Below are 3,407 nucleotides of genomic sequence, written 5' to 3'. Positions count from 1 at the left end.
CGGCCGGGGTCGGTCAGCCGGGATCCCGAGTTGATGCAGAGCAGGGCGTCCTGGGCCGAGGCATCCTCCTTGCGCACATAGTGCGAGTCGTTGGTGGCCACCAGGGGGGCATCCAGACGACGGGCGATCTCCAGCAGATCCTTGGTCACCCGATGCTCGATCTCCAGCCCATGGTCCATCAGCTCGACGTAGTAGTTCTCCTTGCCGAAGATGTCCTGGAACTCACCGGCGGCCCGCAGAGCCTCGTCGAACTGGCCCAACCTCAGCCTGGTCTGGACGATGCCCGAGGGGCAGCCGGTGGTGGCGATGACCCCCTTGTGATAGGTGGACAGCAGGTCCTTGTCCATGCGGGGCCACTTGCCGACCAGACCCTCCAGGTTGGCCACAGATGAGGCCTTGATCAGGTTGACCAATCCCGTGTCGTCACTGGCCCAGAGGGTCATGTGGGTGATGAAGCCGCCGCCGGAGACATCGTCAGAACGCTGCTCGTCGGTTCCCCAGTGGACCCGGCTCTTGTCCTGGCGGGCAGTCTCAGGGGTCACGTAGGCCTCAATCCCGATGATGGGCTTGATGTCAGCATCTACAGCCGTGCGCCAAAGCTCATAAGCCCCGTGCATGTTGCCGTGATCGGTAATGGCTACGGCCGGCTGCCCCAGCCGTCCCACCTCGGCAACCAGGTCGGGTATCCTGCTGGCCCCGTCCAAGGTTGAATAGTGGGTATGGGTGTGAAGGTGAACGAAGTCTGACCGGGTTGAGGACATATCTCCAATTTACCCAGGCCCCTGGCCGAATCGCCGGAGTCCGCTAGCTGCGTATACCGGTGGCGCCCTGACGTTCGATCTGCAGGGAGCGGCGCAGATCAGCCGGGTAGGAGGAGACCACCTTGGTCCAGATTTTGGTGCGGGGATGGCGGAATTCCAGGCGCATGGCGTGTAGCCACTGCCGCTTCAGGCCCAGCCTGTCCGCCAGGTCGGGGTTGGCCCCATACATGTGATCACCTACCAGTGGATGGCCTATGGAGGAGAAGTGCACGCGTATCTGATGGGTGCGCCCAGTCTCCAGATTGACACTGACCAGGGTGGCCGAGCCGAAACGTTCCAGCACATCCCAATGGGTGATGGCCTCCTTGCCTGCAGGGGTGACCGTGAAGCGGAAGTCCGAGACCCGGGCGCGTCCGATGGGGGCCTCAATGGTGGCCTTGTCCTCGGTCAGATTGCCCTGGACCAGAGCATGGTAGATCTTGACTACCTCATGTCGGGCGAATTGCCGACGCATCTCCTTGTAGGCCAGGTCGGACTTGCAGACCAGCATGAGGCCGCTGGTGCCCGCGTCCAGACGAGAGACGATACCCTGGCGGCCTTGGGCCCCCATGGAGGTGATGTGGGTACCCCGCTGCAGGAGGCTGCCCAGAACGGTTGGCCCGGTCCAGCCTATGGAGGGATGTGCCGCCACCCCCACCGGCTTGTCGACGACGACCACGTCCTCATCCTCGTAGACCACGGGCATGTCCTCAGCCACCGGCTCCACCTGTTTGGTTGACTCGGGCTCGTCCAACTCTATCAGATCACCGCTCATCAAGGTAGTGGCCTTGTTCACTCGGCGGCCCATGATCCGCGCATGACCCTGGGCCACAAGATCGCTGGCCTTGGCCCTGGACAGGCCCAGCATCTTGGACAGGGCCAGATCCAAGCGCCGACCTACCAAGGCATCCGGCGCAGGAAGAAGCCGTGTCACTTTGCCGCTCCCCCATGTTTTAGTGTCTTGGACCGGTCGCTGAACCGCACATTACAGATAATGAGCACCACTACGGCCGCGCCTGCCAGAGTCAGATAGACGTCGGCAACGTTGCCCACCGACCAGCCGTAGTCCAGAAAGTCGACCACGGCACCGTCAAGAAAACCAGTTGCATAGGCAACCCTGTCGATCAGATTGCCTGCTGCCCCGGAGAAGGCCATGGAGAAGACCACGGTCCAAACCATGGAGGTGGTGCGCAGAGCCAGAACAATGATGAGCAGACAGGCTGCTAAGGCAATCAGGGAGATGACCCAGGTACTCCCAGACCCCAATCCCAGGGATGCACCGGGGTTGCGTACCAGTCGCAGACCGCGCAGAGGACCCGGCAGAGCCACCCTGATACCGTTGCCTAGTCGGGCCAGTGCCAGGGCCTTAGTCAGCTGATCCAGGGCTATGGCCACTGCCGCCAGAGCGACGAAGACGGCCACGCGTCCGCGTAGCCGTCTCATAGATGTGTTCTTCGTCATTACCGGATGGAATCAGTGGGCCTGTTCGGACTTCTTTTCCATGGACTGGTAATTGCTGGTGTCTGAAATCTGGTTGATCAGCTGGTTGAGGAACTCGGTCAGCTTGCTGCGGTAGCCCGCCTCGAACTGCTTGAGCCCCTGGATGTTCTCCTCGAGAACCTTGGACTGATCCATGAGCTTGTTCTTGACATCGGCAGCATAACGATCGGCGCTGTCGCGGGTGTTCTTGTCGTACTCCTGCGCCCGAGTCTGCACCTGTGTCTCGTACTCGTCGGCCTGGGTGTGCTGGCGCTTGGAATAGGCGTCAGCATCGGAACGAGTCTTGACCGAGTACTCGTCGGCCTGGGAGCGTACGCGCTGTGAGTAGCCATCGGCCTCGGAGTGCACTCGCTTGGAGTACTCGTCCACCTCGGCACGGGTCCTCTTGGAGTAGTCCTCAGCCTTCTTGACAATGTCGTCGTGCTGGGCATGGCCCTCGGCCACAAGCTGGGAGGCGTTGGCCTTGCCCTTGTCCACGTACTGATCGTGCAGTTGCATGGCCAGCGTGAGCATAGCGGTGGCCCTCTCGGGTTCGCTGTTGGCCTCAGCGCCAGCGCCCGCAATCCGCTGCAGACTGCCCGTTTCGGTGGATGGCTCTGCCTTGGAGACCTGCTCACGCAACTGCTCCTCGCGCTTGCGGGATTCCTCTAGCTGCTTGTTCAGCTGCTCAGTACGCTGCTGCTGCTCCTGAGAGGCCTTCTGAGCCTGGGTGATCTGCTGGCGGGCCGTGGCCATGCTCTGCTGGGAGGCATTGAGCTGGTTGGTCAGAGCCTGGACCTGCTGGCGGGCCTGGTCGCGTTCCTTTTGCATGGCCGTCAGCTGGTTGGTCAGAGCCTGGGTGTTGTTGCCCGCAGCGGCCTGAGCAGTCAGCTGGTCGATCTGGGAGTTGAGTTGCTCGACCTGACGCTTGAGCTGGTCATTCTGGGAGGCCAGGGTTTTGACCTGACTCTGGGACTCGGCCAGTAACCGCTTGGTCTGCGCATCCACGGCGGGCTGCTGGGCTGCGGAGCCTTGGGCCTGTTTCAGATCTCCATTCTCCTTTTGCAGCGATTCCACCTGAGCCGTCAGATCGGAGATCTTGGAGTTCAACGAGGCCACATCGGTGCC

4 protein-coding genes are annotated in these 3,407 nt (G+C 61.8%); all 4 read right to left on the bottom strand.

What is annotated here, in order from left to right:
• On the bottom strand, positions 1–761 hold a 761-nt coding region (locus AC0AP0_RS10540; protein WP_490430428.1), incomplete at its 3' end, for a PHP domain-containing protein.
• A 43-nt stretch (positions 762–804) separates the two neighbouring features.
• Positions 805–1,734, bottom strand: a complete 930-nt coding sequence (locus tag AC0AP0_RS10535; RefSeq protein WP_261254162.1) for an RluA family pseudouridine synthase — start codon at positions 1,732–1,734, stop codon at positions 805–807.
• Positions 1,731–2,243: a signal peptidase II gene (locus AC0AP0_RS10530; RefSeq protein ID WP_490430427.1), complete on the bottom strand. Its 513-nt coding sequence runs from the start codon at positions 2,241–2,243 to the stop codon at positions 1,731–1,733. Before AC0AP0_RS10530 ends, AC0AP0_RS10535 begins: the two co-directional genes overlap by 4 nt.
• A gap of 30 nt (positions 2,244–2,273) precedes the next feature.
• On the bottom strand, positions 2,274–3,407 hold a 1,134-nt coding region (locus AC0AP0_RS10525; protein ID WP_490430426.1), incomplete at its 5' end, for a DivIVA domain-containing protein.

Source organism: Bifidobacterium sp. POST2/T3 (B1) (assembly GCF_058197115.1).
This window is presented reverse-complemented; position numbering and strand designations above follow the sequence as displayed.

Excerpts from the sequence above, each read along its gene's own strand:
- AC0AP0_RS10530 (WP_490430427.1), bottom strand. The coding sequence starts at position 2,243 with ATGAGACGGCTACGCGGACGCGTGGCCGTCTTCGTCGCTCTGGCGGCA.